At 44.7% G+C, this 16,722-nt stretch carries 9 protein-coding genes; 3 read left to right on the forward strand and 6 right to left on the reverse strand.

Annotation, left to right across the window (positions count from 1 at the left end; all coding sequences use genetic code 11):
• Positions 1–10 precede the first annotated feature (10 nt).
• On the forward strand, positions 11–2,791 hold the full coding sequence (gene secA / locus ACPEGP_RS10765) for a preprotein translocase subunit SecA (RefSeq protein WP_423813408.1): 2,781 nt from the start codon (positions 11–13) through the stop codon (positions 2,789–2,791).
• 315 nt (positions 2,792–3,106) lie between these two features.
• Positions 3,107–3,664, forward strand: a complete 558-nt coding sequence (locus ACPEGP_RS10770) for a hypothetical protein (RefSeq protein ID WP_423813409.1) — start codon at positions 3,107–3,109, stop codon at positions 3,662–3,664.
• Positions 3,665–3,776: 112 nt separating this feature from the next.
• On the opposite strand, the gene ACPEGP_RS10775 is transcribed toward ACPEGP_RS10770, so the two are convergent.
• The 5 genes from ACPEGP_RS10775 to ACPEGP_RS10795 form a co-directional block, all read right to left on the reverse strand.
• Complete coding sequence (locus ACPEGP_RS10775) at positions 3,777–4,508, reverse strand: YsnF/AvaK domain-containing protein (protein ID WP_423813410.1); 732 nt, start codon at positions 4,506–4,508, stop codon at positions 3,777–3,779.
• A gap of 204 nt (positions 4,509–4,712) precedes the next feature.
• Positions 4,713–5,561, reverse strand: a complete 849-nt coding sequence (locus ACPEGP_RS10780; protein ID WP_423813411.1) for a DUF2382 domain-containing protein — start codon at positions 5,559–5,561, stop codon at positions 4,713–4,715.
• Between the two features lie 532 nt (positions 5,562–6,093).
• The gene (locus ACPEGP_RS10785) at positions 6,094–7,275 is read right to left on the reverse strand and encodes a thiolase family protein (protein WP_423813412.1); all 1,182 of its coding nucleotides are present in this window, start codon (positions 7,273–7,275) and stop codon (positions 6,094–6,096) included.
• Between the two features lie 101 nt (positions 7,276–7,376).
• Complete coding sequence (locus ACPEGP_RS10790) at positions 7,377–8,738, reverse strand: homoserine dehydrogenase (RefSeq protein ID WP_423813413.1); 1,362 nt, start codon at positions 8,736–8,738, stop codon at positions 7,377–7,379.
• 223 nt (positions 8,739–8,961) lie between these two features.
• Positions 8,962–9,819, reverse strand: coding sequence for a DsbC family protein (locus ACPEGP_RS10795; protein WP_423813414.1), 858 nt, complete (start codon positions 9,817–9,819; stop codon positions 8,962–8,964).
• A 429-nt stretch (positions 9,820–10,248) separates the two neighbouring features.
• Between ACPEGP_RS10795 and ACPEGP_RS10800 the strand changes: the two genes are divergently transcribed.
• Positions 10,249–11,172 (forward strand): DUF808 domain-containing protein, encoded by a 924-nt coding sequence (locus ACPEGP_RS10800; protein WP_423813415.1) that lies wholly within the window; start codon positions 10,249–10,251, stop codon positions 11,170–11,172.
• Between the two features lie 277 nt (positions 11,173–11,449).
• Here the strand turns inward: ACPEGP_RS10800 and ACPEGP_RS10805 are convergent, their stop codons facing one another.
• The gene (locus ACPEGP_RS10805) at positions 11,450–15,742 is read right to left on the reverse strand and encodes an Rne/Rng family ribonuclease (RefSeq protein WP_423813416.1); all 4,293 of its coding nucleotides are present in this window, start codon (positions 15,740–15,742) and stop codon (positions 11,450–11,452) included.
• Positions 15,743–16,722 lie beyond the last annotated feature (980 nt).

A 16,722-nucleotide genomic window follows, 5' to 3' on the forward strand; every position in this document is an offset into this window, starting at 1 on the left:
TCAAAAAATTATGTTATCAAAGATTATAGGCAGTGTCGTTGGCACCAAAAATGACCGCGAACTCAAGCGCATGCGCCGCGTGGTCAGCAAAATCAACGCATATGAGGCTGACATTCAAGCCCTGTCTGATGAGCAATTACAACAAAAAACCGCAGAATTTAAAGAAAGACACCAAAACGGTGAAAGCTTAGACGCCTTATTACCAGAAGCGTTTGCCGTCTGCCGCGAGGCTTCCTTACGCGTCAATGGTATGCGTCACTACGACGTGCAGCTCATCGGCGGTATCACCTTGCACGAAGGCAAAATCGCTGAGATGAAAACCGGTGAGGGTAAAACCTTAATGGGTACCTTGGCGATGTATCTAAACGCTATTAGTGGCAAAGGCGTGCATTTGGTCACGGTCAACGATTATTTGGCGGCGCGTGATGCCGAGTTAAACCGCCCATTATTTGGCTTTTTGGGTATGACGGTCGGCGTTATTTATTCGCAGCAGCCACCCCAAGAAAAAATCGACGCGTATCAAGCCGATATCACGTACGGTACCAATAACGAATATGGCTTTGATTATCTGCGCGATAACATGGTCTTTAGCTTAGCTGAGAAAAAACAGCGCCCGCTAAATTACTGCATTATTGATGAAATTGACTCTATCTTAATCGATGAAGCGCGAACGCCGCTAATTATCTCGGGTCAAGCCGAAGATTCATCACGTATGTATGCGCTGATTAATACCATTATCCCACGGCTTAAACGCTCAAAAGATGAAGAAGCCAATAAAAATAACGAAGACGAAGATTTTTGGATTGATGAAAAAAATCGTCAAATCGAAATCAGCGAAAAAGGCTATGAGAAAATTGAGCGCTTCTTAATCGAAGTCGGTGAGCTTGGCGAAAACGAAAGTTTATATAGCCCAAGTCGTTTACCGCTACTCGCTCACGTACAAGCGGCAATCCGTGCCCATCATGTGTTTGTCAAAAACGTTCATTATATCGTTGATGACGGCGAAGTGATTATCGTTGATGAAAACACCGGTCGTACCATGCCCGGTCGCCGTTGGTCAGAAGGTCTGCACCAAGCGGTAGAAGCCAAAGAAAACGTTGAGATTCAAGCAGAGAACCAAACCCTTGCGACGACGACTTTCCAGAACTATTTCCGTCTGTATGACAAACTATCCGGTATGACCGGTACCGCTGATACCGAAGCAGCAGAATTTAAATCAACGTATGATTTAGACGTCATCGTGATTCCAACGCACGAGCCGATTGCGCGTATCGATATGGATGACCAAATTTTCTTAACCAAGTTAGGGAAATATAAGGGTATTATCCGCGAGATTAAAGAGATTCAAGCCAAAGGTGCGCCGGTCTTAGTTGGTACGGCGACGATTGAGGCCAGTGAAGAGTTGTCTTACCTGCTCGATCAAGAAGGCATCAAGCACAATGTCCTAAACGCCAAGCAGCATGAGCGCGAAGCAGAGATTATTGCGCAGGCGGGTAGTCCCAAAGCGGTTACCATCGCCACCAATATGGCAGGCCGTGGTACCGATATTATCTTGGGCGGTAATTGGCAGTCGTTTATCGAAGATATTGATGCGGTCAGTCCGGAAGAGATGGCGCGCCTAAAAGCAGAATGGCAGGTCAAGCATGACCAAGTCGTTGCAGCAGGTGGTCTGCATATCATTGGTTCGGAGCGTCATGAATCACGCCGTATCGATAACCAGTTGCGTGGTCGAGCCGGTCGTCAAGGTGACCCTGGGATGTCGCGCTTTTTCTTATCGCTTGAAGATGACTTGATGCGTATCTTCGCCGGTGATCGCGTCGTCAATATGATGCGGGCGATGGGTCTAAAAGAAGATGAAGCTATCGAGCATAAAATGGTTTCAAAATCGATTGAAAATGCGCAAGGTAAAGTCGAAAGTCGTGACTTTGATGCCCGTAAAAACCTATTGAAATACGATGACGTCGCCAATGAGCAGCGTAAAGTTATCTATGGTCAGCGCGATGATTTACTGGCAGAGATGGATTTATTGGAGGCCATCGAAGTCATGCATCATGAAGTTTATAACGCCATGATTGATCAGTTTATTCCGCCAGGCTCTATCGATGATCAGTGGAATATCGACGGCTTAGAAGATGAGCTTGAAGATGAGTTTAAAATTTCCATGCCGATTAACGATTGGCTGGATGAAGACCGCCGCCTAGATGAAGAAGGCTTACGTGCCAAAATCATCCAAACGGCATTGGATCGCTATCATGCCCGCCGTGAGCAAATGGGCGAAAAAGATGCCGCCCAGCTTGAGCGTCATTTTATGCTACAAAGTTTGGATAAGCATTGGAAAGAGCATTTAACCCAAATGGATCAGCTACGTAAAGGTATCCATCTGCGTGGTTATGCGCAAAAAAATCCTGAGCAAGAATATAAGCGTGAATCGTTTGAGCTGTTCCAAATGATGCTTGGTGCGATTAAATCTGAAACCGTACAAGATTTATCACGCGTCCATATCCCAACCAAAGAAGAGTTAGAAGCGTTAGAAGCTCAGCAGCGTGAAAACGCCGCGCACATGCAAATGCAGTTTGAGCACAGTGATATCGACAATATGGATGGCGGCGTAGAGCGACCAGCGGCGCAAAACCGTAGCGTTGCTGCTGGCGTAACAGCAGGGTCTATCGCGGGCAGTGGTAGCAACAATGCCAGTGAGCCTGACCCATACACTGGGATGAATATAAGCCGTAACGCGCCATGTCCTTGTGGTTCAGGCCTAAAGTATAAACAATGTCACGGTAAAATCTAAATATTGATAATCAAAAATTGTTAAGCTATGATAAAAAGTCCCTGTCTTATTTAGATAGGGACTTTTTTATAGCGATAAGATTTATAGCCATAAGAATTTCGATAGGAAAAATTATTCTAGCAGCATCTTTTACTTTTAATCTTTAGCGTTTTTAAGTTAGTTTGGCTCTGTTAATATTTTGACTGTGTTAACAAATGGTCTAACTATTAAGAATATAAAAGTAACAGCAATTTTGTGGTGATTAATTACAAATTCAGCATAGGCGTGAATTTACATACACGCTATAGTGTTTAACATATTTTTTTGGAGAGTGTCATGAATATAGAATTATTAAAACAATTTCGTACCTCTGTCATTGTTGCAGGTCTGCTCGCTGGCGCGATGACAATTAGTGCTTGTCAACAACAGCAGGAGCCAGAACCAAGCCTAGAAGACAGTATCAGTGAAGAGCAATCGGTGCCTATGTCCGCAGAGCCTGCTGAGCCAAGTGATGTGGTGGTAGATGCGCCAGTCAGCGATGTGGAAGAGGATACCGTAGCGTCTGTTAATTCTGGCGTCAAGCAAATGAGCTACTCATGTTCACCGGCACTAGCCGTTGAAGCGACTTACAAAGACGCTGACAAACAAGTGATTCTTGAGACTGCTCAAGGTACGGTAACTCTGACCAAAACCAATGATGCGACCAACCCTGAAGTTTTCAATCTTGATACTTCATTTGACGGTGGTGAAGGCTTTATCCAGTGGCGCGTGGCGCATGAAGATCGTGAAACTGGCGTGATGCGTACCGCTGGCGCCGATTCAGAAAACGTCAGTACTTATGAATGTAAAACATCACCAGCGTCTGAAACTAAAACGGCAGAAACAGCCGCCTAACAACAAATACCTCGCATAAAAAAAGCAACGTTAACGTTGCTTTTTTTTTGGTTTGGTCTTACGACTGCTTACAAAAACGCTTTATGCTTTATCAGCCTATTTTTTATAAACGCTATTTTTTATCAGCGGCATTGCTTTGTTGCTCATGGGCTAGATAACCTTCTTCTTTAACGTCTAGTTCTTCGTGTTGGAGCGCTACTTGAATGCTATCGGTATGGGTATGCGTGGTTTTATTAATCTCTATTTCTTGAATCACATGAGTGTCTTTGGTAATCGTCGCTACCTGACGCGATAAGATAATCTCAATCGGCGCGTCACCAATCTCAACCTGCTTGCCATTGATGGTCACGACTGCTTTACTATCTAGTGACGGCTCAACATGACGCAATATGTCCTTATCATCATAATCACCTGATAGCAAATCCTGACTCTGTACGTCTTGATAGTCGGTACGCACGGTAATATATTCTTCTACCAGCTCAATAGGCACCTCAATGGTTTTGGTGCGTCTGTGCTTGGTTACCGTCACTTTGCCAACATCTAAGCGTTCTTTATTAATGACAGGACGCTCTTCTAATAATTCTAAATAGCCACCATTGCCTGTATCGGTTTGATGGTTTGCTAAATTAGCAGATAAATTATTTGCTAAGCCTTGTTGTGTAATACTCGACGCAGTTTGCTGCTGATGAGTATTGGATAAATCCGTAGCGGACAAATCTGGCGCAGGCAATTTGTTCTCACCGCTATAATTGGCAATTTGCTCTAAATGCGAAGTAGGGTCAGTTGCCAAAGGTGAGCGTTGATGCGTTTGTCGTGGGTCAATTTTTTTGTCGTCGTTAATCATGGTAGTGTTCCTTAAATGATGATGTGGCTTAAAAAGAGGTATAAAAAAAGACCAGAGGCAAGCTCTGGTCTTAGTCACTGAGCTTGTCACTCAGCTGCTCATTACTATCGCATAATGCACATTTAACGGTTTTTTTTCTAATGATTATTTCTTAATTTAAGAAATCTTTCTTAAAAATGATGCAAAGTGCGAAAGTATTGCGTATTACATACCACGAGCACGGCGGACGTCTTCGGCAGTAATATCATCGCGGTCAAAAAGGTTACCTTCGCGGTCAACCACATTACCATCACCATCGATATCTAATTCTTCACGTTGAATGGTTTCAGCGATGGTTTCAGTATGACGTTCGGTAGTTTTACCGACGTTTACTTCTTCAGCGACATAGGTTTCTTTATTGACGCGAGCACGTTCTGCTTCTAATTGAACCTCGACCGTTTGATTGCCATCTACATCACCGATACGGCGATCGGTTGGACGATCTACGTTGGTACGCTGAATGTTGGCATGCTCTTCTTCAAGGTCAACATCAATGTTGCGCTCTTCAGTAACGACGTGCTTACCAACTTTTACTAAGCCTGCAACGATGCGGTCTTTATTCACTGTCAAACGCTCTTCCAATAGCTCTAGGGTATTTGGCGCATTATAAGCGTGGTCAGCGATTTCCATACGTTCTGCTTCTGGCACAGTATCAGCAGCGAATGATTGACGATCTTTTTCGTACTGCTCTTTATAGCTGTACTGATAATCGTGATCGTATACTTCCATCGCTTCTACTTGTGCTTGCGTTAAACTATCAAAGAAAACGTCATCACCGACGATACGAGCGAGACCTGCTGGCACTAGAACTTCTTTTGAGCTGAACCAACCGCCTGCATCAACGATTAAATAACGAATACGACCAGTAGTATCTTCTACTAGCGCACCTTCGATTTTACCGATTTTTTCTTCATTGACGCCATAAGCAGTTTTACCTGTTGGGTCATAATAGTCATCACCAATTAGGTCACGGTGAGTTGCTTGGATATCTCTTAAACGAATTAGTTGGCTCATTATTGTCTTCCTTTTTTATGAGTAAATTTATTTGTTTGGATTAATAATTATTTTTTATAAAATTGCAATGCAGTAAAAATTTGCGTTGCTAAAAAACTGTCGTCTATTTCTTTTGAACTTGTTTAAACTTAGATTTTGATTTTATAAATCAACAAGATTAGATGAAGAAGATATTTCCGTGGTTATTAATAGAATCTCGCTATCATTAAGGACTAGCTATCGTTAATAAGCAGCCTCTCCATCAACTTGTTATTATCGTAGCAGCAGGTTTTTCGATACGATATATGAGCAAGGTAGCAAAGTGTGCGCTTGAAGTAATTGCGTGTAATAGGCTGTAAATGACGCCGTTACTATATAAAATTAAGTTAAGGCTTTCTTACAGCGTGTTCACCGCTTTGCGGTATTTGTCATTTTTAGGTATAAAAAAACCGCACAGCTAGTAGCTATGCGGTCTTAAAATTTTAAGAAAATAAGTCGGTATTTTAAATCAGAATTTCAATTTTAAAAGCTCAAACGTTGAATTGGCTTAAACTTAAGCCAGTTCAATGGCAACGGCAACAGCTTCGCCACCACCGATACATAAGGTTGCAACGCCTTTTTTACCACCAGTACGTTTAAGCGAGTTGATAAGGGTGACTAAGATACGCGCGCCAGAGCAGCCAACCGGATGGCCAAGGGCACAAGCGCCGCCTTCGACGTTGACTTTAGCGTGGTCGATATTTAGCTCATCCATTGCTGCCATGGTCACCATCGCAAAGGCTTCATTGATTTCCCATAAATCGACGTCTGCAATTGACCAACCCGCCTTGTCCAGAACTTTTTCAATGGCGCCAATCGGAGCAATAGTAAATTCACTTGGATGACGCGAGTTAGAAGCGGTGGCAACAATACGCGCTTGATAATCCAAACCTTCGGCTTTAGCTTGTGATTCTTTCATCATCACAACCGCCGCAGCGCCGTCTGAGATTGAGCTGGCGTTTGCCGCTGTAATCGTTCCTTCTTTTGCAAAAGCAGGGCGCAGGGTAGGAATGCGCTCAGCATTGGCAAGTGCAGGCTGCTCGTCAGTATCAACCGTTTGCTCGCCTTTACGCGATTTGAAAGTGACAGGCTCGATTTCATCTTTAAAATGGTCGTCTTTAATCGCTGTCAATGCACGGTTTAGCGATTCAATAGCAAATTCGTCCATTTGCTCACGGCTATAGCCTTTTTCATCGGCCATTTCTTGCGCGAACTGCCCCATTAATTTGCCGGTTTCGGCATCTTCTAGACCGTCTAAGAACATATGGTCTTTGACTTCTTTATGACCCATACGGTAACCACCGCGTGACCCTGGCATGATGTAAGGGGCATTGGTCATTGATTCCATGCCGCCCGCCACTGCGACGTTAAAGCTGCCCGCTTTGATACCATCGTGCGCTTGCATGACCGCTTTTAGGCCAGAACCACAAAGTTTATTAATGGTAACGGCACCCGTGGCATCATTTAGACCTGCTTTACGCATGGCTTGACGGGCAGGGCCTTGACCAAGACCAGCGGTCAAGATACAGCCCATGATGACTTCATCAATATTATCAACGCTCACGCCTGAACGCGCAACGGCTGCCTTGATAGCGGTTGCGCCAAGTTCAGTCGCGCTGACGTCCTTTAAAGCGCCTTGAAAACCACCCATCGGAGTACGGGCGCCATTTAAAATTACAATTGCATCGTTTGACATCGTTATTTTTCCTTTTTCGGTATTTGAAACGAAAGTTTTTTAGTCATTAAAAAAAAGTTTTTAGCTAAGGTCACACGTTTATAGATGAATCGCTGGATAGATTACGCCAGCTCGTCTAAGCGAATACGGACGACTTTATCTGTAATGGTATCGAGCTTCTCGATTTTTTCAATCGCCAGATTCATCTGACTTTCCACCACAGGTAGGGTCAAGATAATCACTGGTACTTGACCAAGCTTATGCGAAGGTTTTTGTAAAATGGCATCGATATTGATACCCGCGTCACTCAAAATACGAGTAATATCCGCCAAAACGCCTGGATTGTCATGCGCATGCACGCGCAGATAATAACCAGTAATCATTTGCTCAGCGCGCAAGATGGGTGTGTCTGATAATTGCTCTGGGATAAACGCTAGATGCGGCACATGGTGACCGTTCGTGCTTTCATTGTTGCTATCTTTACTACCAAGAACGCGAACCAAATCCATGACATCGGCCATGACCGCAGAAGCCGTTGCTCCAGCACCAGCGCCATCACCGCAATATAGCGTCTGACCAAGTGGGTGCGAGTTGACTAATACCGCATTTTTTACGCCATTAACGTTGGCAAGTAGGGCGTTCTGTGGAATGAGGGTTGGATGAACACGCAGCTCGATACCAGCCGCGCCGTTATTTCCTTGGCCATCACCTGAACCGTTACCTTCGCGGCGTACCGCAAAGCCTAGATGTTTGATACGGTAGCCAAGCTCTTCGGCGTAGTTGACATCTTGCAAGGTAATACCTGTGATACCTTCGCAGTAAACTTTGTCAAACTGTAGCGGAATCCCAAAGGCAATAGAGGCAAGTAGCGCAAGCTTATGCGCCGCATCAATGCCTTCGACATCAAAGGTTGGGTCGGCTTCGGCGTAACCAAGCGCTTGTGCTTCGCTTAAAACATCGGCGAACGGGCGACCTTTATCACGCATTTCAGTCATGATAAAGTTGCCAGTGCCATTGATAATACCAGCTAACCACTCAATCTTATTGGCAGCAAGGCCTTCACGCATGACTTTGATAATTGGAATACCACCTGCCACCGCCGCTTCATAAGCAACGTGTACATTATGGGCTTCGGCAAAGGCGAAAATCTCATTGCCGTGTTCGGCGAGCAAGGCTTTATTGGCAGTGACCACATGTTTGCCGTGTTTAATGGCATGCATAATCACATCTTTAGCCAAGGTCGTACCGCCAATCACTTCGATGACAATATCGACATTGTCACTGGCAGCGGTTGCCATCAAGTCACTATTTTGTACGATGGTAGCGTCGATATCATCGCGCTGACGACGGGTACCGACTTCGGTAATCACAATGTCGCGTCCGCTACGGCGTTTTAACTCATCTAAATTGTCATTGATTAGATTGATCACGCCCGTTCCGACGGTGCCCAGACCAAGTATCGCTAGTTTGATGGATTTGCTCACAGTATCCTCAAGAGATTATAGAGTTGGATAAAAATGCTTCTATGACAGCGCTTACATAAAAAGACTTATATAAAAGTGCTTATAAATGAGGCTGATATAAAGAAGAAAAGTATAAAAATACATCGCTAATTTTACCTAGCGCTTCATCGTATCATACCGATAAGCGCTTGTGGCGTCTACCCAATCTCACTGTCGCTAAAGTCAACAATATGAGGGGAGAGGACTAGCTGGCATCAATCGCTGTTTGCGCCAATTGCGCCGCGGGTAGATAGCCGCCGATTTGTTGGCCAGACTCGGTAAAGATAGCAGGCGTGCCGCGTACTCCTAACGACATTCCAAGCTCGATTTGCTCTTTTACTGGGTTATTACAGCTAGGCGCTTGGACATTAGCGCCCATTTTTGCCTGGTCCATCGCCGCCTTGCGATCTTCGCTACACCAAATCGCTTCCATTTTTGGGATACTGCCTTCGCTGCGTGGCCATGCCAAATAACGCACTTCAATACCGCGTGCATTGATATCGCTCATTTCTTCATGAAGCTTGGTGCAGTAAGGGCAGTCGGCATCAGTAAAGGCATAAACAACTGATTTAGTGGCGCCTTTTGCTGGATAAATAACCATGTCTTTTTTATCGACCGTTTTTAGAGCGTCTTGCGCGGCTTTGGCAACCAAAGCGCCACTGATATCAACTGGCGCTTCTTGCCCAACGGCGATGATTTGTCCTTGGATAATATGTTTGCCAGATTTATCGGTAAAAAACGATGGTAAGCCCGATGCCGTTACCCAGTAAATATCGTCCATATCCGTTGGTACGGCTGAAATGATTTCTTCTTCAATCCCTGAGGCTTTTAGATTTGTTTGTAAGGCTTTGACCACTGCTGCATCATTATCGGCGACTTGTGCGGTGCTGACTTTGGCATTAGCGCTATTGACGATACCTGTATTGCTGGTTGCATCAGCTGCATTATTCGAGCAGCCTGCGGCAATCGCGACCAGCAATGCGCCCATCATCATCCGCGATAAAGGCTTGCGAGAAAACAGAGCGCGAGCAGGGGTAGGTTTAGAGAAAGAAGGTAAAAACATAGATATTTCCTTTAGGCGATGATGCCTAAGCAAGATATAGATATAAAAACAGGGACATAGATGGTGTATGAACGCTTATCCCATATACGCTAGATTTTGTTGTCAGCGCGATATATTTCAAGGATGAGGTGCAATTTATTGATAATAAAAGATAAGTAGCAATACTGGTTATATTAACATATTTTTAGAAATAACCACCAAAGGCTATTTGTTGACATTGCCAACTTTACTAACGGTAAATATTATCGGCAAATGTATTATTTACAGATAGCCATTAAAAAGCTGATATAAAATACATTTGCACTATTTCATCTAGGTTTATGTCTAGGTAGGCTACTGTCATCAACATTAAATTATTCATTAAAATAATTTTTCTATTATTATTTTTCTTTCTAACTTTCTAACTTTCTAACTTTCTAAGGAGACCCTATGGCTGGTGCCAGTTTATTAACCCTACTTGATGATATCAGTGTGATACTCGATGACGTTTCGGTCATGACGAAGGTCGCCGCCAAAAAAACTGCGGGGGTATTGGGTGATGATTTGGCGTTGAATGCCGAGCAGGTCACCGGCGTCACAGCAAATCGTGAACTGCCAGTCGTTTGGGCGGTTGCCAAAGGCTCGTTTATTAATAAGCTTATTTTGGTGCCAGCAGCTATCCTTATCAGCGCCATTTACCCACCTTTAATCACCTTTCTGCTGATGTGTGGCGGCTTGTTTTTGGTTTATGAAGGCGCTGAAAAAGTGATTCATCGCTTTTGGCCGCATGCCCTGCCAGATGATGAAGAGCAAAATGCCCGTCGGCAAGCCAACGCTGATAAAAACGTTGATTTGGTCGCCTTTGAAAAAGAAAAAATCAAAGGGGCGGTGCGTACCGATTTTATTTTATCAGCAGAAATTATTGTCATTGCGCTAGGTGCGACGGCAACCGCTACCTTGTTACAACGTAGTTTGGTGCTGTCGATTTTAGCCATCGGTATTACTGTTGGTATTTATGGTTTGGTCGCGGGCATCGTTAAAATCGACGACTTAGGCTTGCATATGATGGAGAAAGATGGCGATTTTACTCAAAAAGTCGGGAAGGTCTTCTTTGCGGCAGCCCCCAAACTGATGAAGTTTTTATCAATCGCTGGTACCTTAGCCATGTTTTTAGTTGGTGGCGGTATTTTGGTACACGGCATCAACTTTTTACACCATGAAGTTGAAGATATTGCGCATTTGACTGGCGTGTTTGAAAGCTTTACCACTGCCTTATTAAATGGCGTTATCGGCTTTATTATTGGTGCGGCTATCGTTGCGCTATTTACGGTTATCAATAAGATACGTCATAAAGACGAGTCTACTGCCCATTAATCCTGTTTCTCAAAAGTTCTGTTTATCAAAGCTTGGCATTGATATATAGTGAGTGAAAAGTAATATTGATACATCACGCACTGCTGATATCAATTTTTCTCGCTTGCTGTGCCTACGCAGACAGAGGCTACAAAAAATTGATATCAGCAATACTGTCGCGTTTTTAGGATGTTTTGACTATAAAAGATCGCTATAAAGATATATTGATTAAAAAGCCCCAAAGTTGCTAACAACTTTGGGGCTTTGATATTTTATAAAAGAGTATTAATGATAGCTATTAGCTTTCGCTATCAGAATCGTCATTTTCTGATTTTTCCGCTTGCGTTGGCTTTTTATGCTCCGCTTTCGGCTTACGCGTCCGCGCTTTTGGCACTTTTGGCGTGGTTAAATTAAACATGCCTTTTTGTGGTAGTAATTGCTCAGCCACATTTTCGATCATGTTTTTATAACTGGCGATGGTCGTTTTTGACTTCGCCGCCTGAATTTCCTCTTTCGTCGCTTGCTCTGATAGCTGTTCAGTTGACTCAGACGCTTGCTCGGTTTCGCTTTGCTCGACATCAGAAACGCTGATTTCAGAATCAGTATCTTTAACTTCAGCATCGGTAACTTTAGTATCTGCTGCTTCAAGGTTTTGCGCTTCTACGGCATCAACATCAGATTGCCCCGAGTCTTCTGCTTCGAGCGCTTGCTCTACTTTTAGCAACTCTTCACTATCGGCGCTGACATCGTCTGTCTGACTTTGATTGGCCAGTGCAGTGGCGTCTACATTCTGAGCGTCAACGTTAATGTCAGCGTCAGCATTGCTGTTGGCCGCTAAAGCGTCCTTTTTGGCCGCTTCGGCGACTGTGGTTGCAGCTGGCTCCTGATAGTCAGGATGCTGACCACGTGGGTCGTTGCTCGCCCGCTTGCTAATAGGGCGGGGCTGAACGGCTGTTTTACCCTGCGCCGCAGCAAATTGACTGACGGCTTGCGTCATCGCCTCAAAGCGTGCGAGATAGTCCGCTGCTAAAGGCTCATAACCATAGTTACTAAAGTCAAAATCTTGCTTGGCAGTCTTGCCAGTCTCGACTTTAGACTCGTTGTTACTATCTACCTTTACGTTAACAGCGTTAGCTTGCTCTAGATGCAAAGCGATAGCCGCATTAAAGCAATTAATCACGCCTTCAGCGGCTAAACGCGCTTGCGCCTCTGGCAAGGTTGCGCGGATAAACTCACCAACCGTACCGCGGATAGCTGGAACGTTCACAGCGCGTTGCTCATTTACCACAGGCGTTTGCTCATTCGACGTTGTAGTTGACGAGACTTGAGCCTGCTGACGACGAACTACGCGAGGATCATTGCTGGCTTGACCGAACTTTTCAGCCGTTACATAACGCTTGGCAAATAAAGCTTCATGGTCAATCTCAAACGCTGCTTGATTGCTACTGTCAGTATTATCTGTATTAGCATCAACATCAGCAGCAGTTTTCTGCGCTTCGGTAGGTGCTACATCATCAGCTTTGTCGCTAGTTTTGACAGCACTACGACTTTTAGAGGTCGATTGCTCATCCGCTGCTGGTTTCGTAGCCTCGACATTACGCTCGTCTACAGAGTTAGCGTCAGACTTTTGTACTTTGTCTTCAGTGGTGCTTGTCTTAGCGTCGTCCATTTTTGCTGCCGCTACCACCGCATCGCCACTTGCAGGATTGTCACTTTTAGCAGCGTCGGCAGTCACAGTTTGCGTACTGGTTTTTGGACTACTATCAACCGAGTCACGGCTGTTTTTAGCAGCTTGACTGTCAGTCATTTGCTCAACGGCTTCCTGCTTATCCGCATTTTCCGGAGTGCTGTCTTCCTTACTTGCTTTCTGCTTATCAGCTTCATTGCTAGCTTTCTCAGCGCTTTGCTTTTCAGGCGCTTGGCGAGTGGCTGCTACAGATTTACTATCATCTAAAGACAAGTGCACAACTTCTGGCGACTTGAGCTCTGTAGCCGCTTCATTGACCTGTAACACCACTTCATTAGGGTCTTGGTTGCGGCGGGTACTGGTCTGATTTTTGTCATTGCTATGACTGGTCTCTTTATTGCTGTGCTCGTTATTCGCACTTAACGTCTCACCGCGCTCAATTTTTCCGCGTGAGGAGCGCTGGCTATTTGATTTACGCTTGGCACGCGTTTGCTCATCTGTGGTATTAGCGTCTTTCCTAGCAGCGTCATTGTGCTCGCTATTGCTATTGTCATGTCCATTACGACCACTGTCTTGACGGTTGTTGCGATTACGGTCGTTGGTGCGTCGATTATCATGCTGACGTTTATCTTGATTATCAGCCTGCTTGTCGTCAGTGCTGGTTGAGTGGCTGCCTTCTACGTTGTTGCTAGCAGCATTACCATTTGACTCATCTGACTGTTCTTTTCTTTGACGCGTTTTAGAAGGTCTTGATTTACGCGGTTTACGTCTTCTTCTGTCTTCAGCGTCGTTATTATCATCAGTATTGCTATTAGCGGCTTGCTGGCGATTAGTATTCGGCTGTTGCTCAGTACTTTGCTGATTGCTTGCCGCTTGCGGCGCTGCTGCGGCTTGAGTGTTGGCATCTAAGGCGTTGTTGTCGATTTGTCCAAACGAGCCAAGACTTTGGGCGCCAGTATTTACCAGTGCTTCAATGGCTTCGGCGGCATCACGGCTACTGACTTTAGGCGTCGTCGATGCTTGTGGTGCTTGAGCAAATAAATTCGATAACCAAGCGACTGCTTGCGGTTGGGCGGTAGTCGCGTTATTGTTTTGCGAAGCTACTGGCGGCGCGGTAGTCGCAACAGTTGGCGCGTTTTGTAACTGAGTTTGTGACTGCGTTTGTGGTTGCGGCGCACGTGCTGGTGCAGCATTGCTGCCATTAGCATTAGCATTGCTACGATGGTCATTGCTATGACTAGTCGTATTTTGCTGCTGACTGTTGGCACGAGGAGTCGTTTGACTGTTTTTATTGCTGCTATTATCAGCTACTTGACGTGGCTGACGCGTCGGCTGCTGCTCAGGGCGCACTGAATCAGCGGTCTGCCAATCGACGTTATAACCTAGGTCGCTGTGCTCTTGCTGCTGGGTATCAGTGATACGCTCATAGCTCGATGGCGCAAAGCCATCACGATTAAAATGCAGCTTAAAGTTCGGCGATTCTAAATGCGCGTGCGGCAAAATCGTGATACGCGTACCGCTGTCTTGCTCCAAATAAACCAAGCTATCGCGCTTTTCGTTTAATAAGAACGCAGCAATATCAGTTGGTACTTCCGCCTGCACTTCGCCTTGACGTTCTTTTAGGGCAATTTGTTCAATCTGACGCATAATCGACAATGATAGCGAGCGCAAATCACGAATCATGCCATTGCCATGGCAACGCGGGCAAATATAGCCGGTCGACTCTTCTAGCGATGGGCGCAGGCGCTGACGGCTCATTTCCATCAAACCAAATTTAGAAATATCACCAAACTGTACACGCGCGCGGTCATATTTGGTCGCGTCAACCAGACGTTTTTCCACTTCCTTTTGATGCTTATTGTCATTCATATCAATGAAGTCAATAACAATCAAACCGCCCATATCGCGCAGGCGCAATTGACGCGCAATCTCATCGGCAGCTTCTAGGTTGGTATGATAGGCAGTTTCAGCAACATCTGAGCCTTTGGTTGATTTTGCTGAGTTGATATCGATAGATACTAAGGCTTCAGTTTGGTCAATAACGATTGAGCCACCTGATGGCAAGCGAACTTCACGCTGATAAGCTGTTTCAATCTGCTTTTCGATATTAAAGCGCGAAAACATCGGCTCATAATCGGTATATTTACGCAATTTTTCTGCTTGTTTTGGCATCACGGCATCGATAAAACCGGCCGCTTCGATATAAGCGTTTTCGTTATCAATCCAAATCTCGCTAATATCATCGCGTAGATAATCACGCACGGCACGGGTGACGACGCCTGCTTCTTGGTGCACCAAACGCGGTGACGGATATTTTTGATTTTGTTCTTGGATGGCTTGCCAGATATTAAGCAAGTGATTTAAATCGTGTTGCAAGTCTTCTTGGGTTTTACCAATACCCGCAGTACGAATGATGACGCTCATGCCTTTTGGCAAATCAAGATTGCCGAGCATACGCTTCATATCTTCGCGCAATTTGCCCGAGATTTGACGCGAAATACCGCCGCCACGAGGATTGTTTGGCATCAATACCAAATAACGCCCTGCCAAAGATACATACGTTGATAAAGCCGCACCTTTATTGCCGCGCTCTTCTTTTTCGACTTGGACGATAAGCTCATCGCCTTCTTTGATCAATTTTTTGATGTTTTCATCGCGTGGATTGCCGCTTAGATATTCAGCAGAGATTTCACGAATCGGCAAAAAGCCCTGGCGCTGTGAGCCATATTCGACAAATACCGCTTCAAGCGAAGGCTCGACACGGGTGACGTGACCTTTATAAATGTTGGATTTTTTTTGCTCGCGGGTACGGTTTTCTAAATCGAAATCGTAAAGATGATTACCTTTACAAAGGGCAACGCGAATTTCTTCGTTTTGAGTAGCGTTGATTAAAATGCGTTTCATGTTTGAATCCTATGAGTACGCATAACAACGACGGGGCAGGCTTTCGGGCAAGGGAGCAAGTGCGGTTAAGGGTAAATTAACCTGAGTAGATGTTAATGAGCGGGAGAACGTAAAGCAGAAATATCGGCAAGCACATGAGCTTTTCGTAACTGCTGTTAACCTAAAATGTATTAGCCATTTATCCTGCTAATGTCGGTAACGTTTATATAGACAAGGTAGGGTGTAAAGCTACTGTCTATATCATATTATGAGTAGGCTTGGTCTAACGATTAAGGCACGTGCGGGTTTGTGGTCTTTTTGACAGTCATTTATCCAAGTTTAATCCGCACACCTTGTAAGGGCGGCGATGGATAAGGACTGAGATTTAAGAGGTCACAATTACCAAAAAAGCATCGTGTTGTCACAATTAATCAATCAAGGTCTAGCAATCATAGCGCTGTTAATAAAGAACTGTTTTATCGGTAAGTGCTAGTGCATAAAACAGTACCGTGCAGCGGTTATCCTTTTAGGTAAAGCAATTGGTCATTCTTTATTTATCGTTCTTTTGGCTATCACGTCAAAAATATCTGGGGTAACTTAAAGCTAGGTGGCGCTGCTCTAATCATCAGCGGGGCGTACTTGGCAAACAGAATAAATGACCGGCTTATCGGCGCGGTGTCTCTTGTCTATCCTACTTCGCGTGCTCTGTTTGACCACCAATACTCAGGCAGCTATCGATAATCAATCAATGATGCTCGATTCTGGCTCTAAGCGACCCATACTTGCTCAACTGTGCGCTAAAGGACTGGCTGATAATTAGTTATGCGTGATAAATAATTATCAAAATAAGTCGTGGTTAGGCGGTAGTGAGTAAATGTTATGTTGTTATCGCGCGATAAAATGGTTGTTAGCCAATTTATCGAAGCGATGTCGTTTAATATCACCGTGTTTTGTCTTGATAAAAAACTATATTACTAAAAAACGTTGTACTAAAAATTTTG

Source organism: Psychrobacter sp. 219-2-C (genome assembly GCF_049560815.1).
GTDB classification, from domain to species: domain Bacteria; phylum Pseudomonadota; class Gammaproteobacteria; order Pseudomonadales; family Moraxellaceae; genus Psychrobacter; species Psychrobacter faecalis.

Coding starts and splice junctions, on each gene's coding strand:
- secA (WP_423813408.1), top strand. CDS start 11: ATGTTATCAAAGATTATAGGCAGTGTCGTTGGCACCAAAAATGACCGC.
- ACPEGP_RS10770 (WP_423813409.1), top strand. CDS start 3,107: ATGAATATAGAATTATTAAAACAATTTCGTACCTCTGTCATTGTTGCA.
- ACPEGP_RS10775 (WP_423813410.1), bottom strand. CDS start 4,508: ATGATTAACGACGACAAAAAAATTGACCCACGACAAACGCATCAACGC.
- ACPEGP_RS10780 (WP_423813411.1), bottom strand. CDS start 5,561: ATGAGCCAACTAATTCGTTTAAGAGATATCCAAGCAACTCACCGTGAC.
- ACPEGP_RS10785 (WP_423813412.1), bottom strand. CDS start 7,275: ATGTCAAACGATGCAATTGTAATTTTAAATGGCGCCCGTACTCCGATG.
- ACPEGP_RS10795 (WP_423813414.1), bottom strand. CDS start 9,819: ATGTTTTTACCTTCTTTCTCTAAACCTACCCCTGCTCGCGCTCTGTTT.
- ACPEGP_RS10800 (WP_423813415.1), top strand. CDS start 10,249: ATGGCTGGTGCCAGTTTATTAACCCTACTTGATGATATCAGTGTGATA.
- ACPEGP_RS10805 (WP_423813416.1), bottom strand. CDS start 15,742: ATGAAACGCATTTTAATCAACGCTACTCAAAACGAAGAAATTCGCGTT.